Source organism: Pseudomonas tumuqii (assembly GCF_013184545.1).
Taxonomy (GTDB): domain Bacteria; phylum Pseudomonadota; class Gammaproteobacteria; order Pseudomonadales; family Pseudomonadaceae; genus Aquipseudomonas; species Aquipseudomonas tumuqii.
The window spans coordinates 1-534 of the sequence record NZ_JAAOJA010000064.1 but is presented as its reverse complement, the minus strand read 5'-3'; the positions used below and the strand labels follow the sequence as shown (position 1 = coordinate 534).

The 534-nt window shown below is 69.1% G+C and carries 1 protein-coding gene; it reads right to left on the bottom strand.

Going from position 1 to position 534, the window contains the following annotated elements:
- Positions 1-534 (bottom strand): Ig-like domain-containing protein (locus G9C89_RS24960; protein ID WP_172153399.1); only part of this gene is annotated, 534 nt, incomplete at both ends.

Below are 534 nucleotides of genomic sequence, written 5' to 3'. Positions count from 1 at the left end.
CCTTCTTGGGCATCGCCGCCGACGCTGCCGCTGACGGCGACGTCCGCTGCGGCTTCGGCGGCATTGAGGATGTCATCGCCGGCGATGGCGTCGAGGCTGATGCTGGCCTCGGCGCTGGTGTCGACGCTGTAACCGCGGTCGGCCTCGGCGGTGACGGTGTTGCCGTTGCTGTCGGTGGCGGTGACGCTGGCGTTGACGCTGCTGTTGGTCGCCAGAACGCTGCCCGGCACGTTGATGCTGAAGGTGTTGCCGGCCAGCACTGCGCCGCTGTAGGTCTCGCTGCCGATGGTCAGGGTGACGGTGTCGCCTTCTTGGGCATCGCCGCCGACGCTGCCGCTGACGGCGACGTCCGCGGCGGCTTCGGCGGCATTGAGGATGTCATCGCCGGCGATGGCGTTGAGGCTGATGCTGGCCTCGGCGCTGGTGTCGACGCTGTAACCGCGGTCGGCCTCGGCGGTGACGGTATTGCCGTTGCTGTCGGTGGCGGTGACGCTGGCGTTGACGCTGCTGTTGCTGGCCAGAACGCTGCCCGGC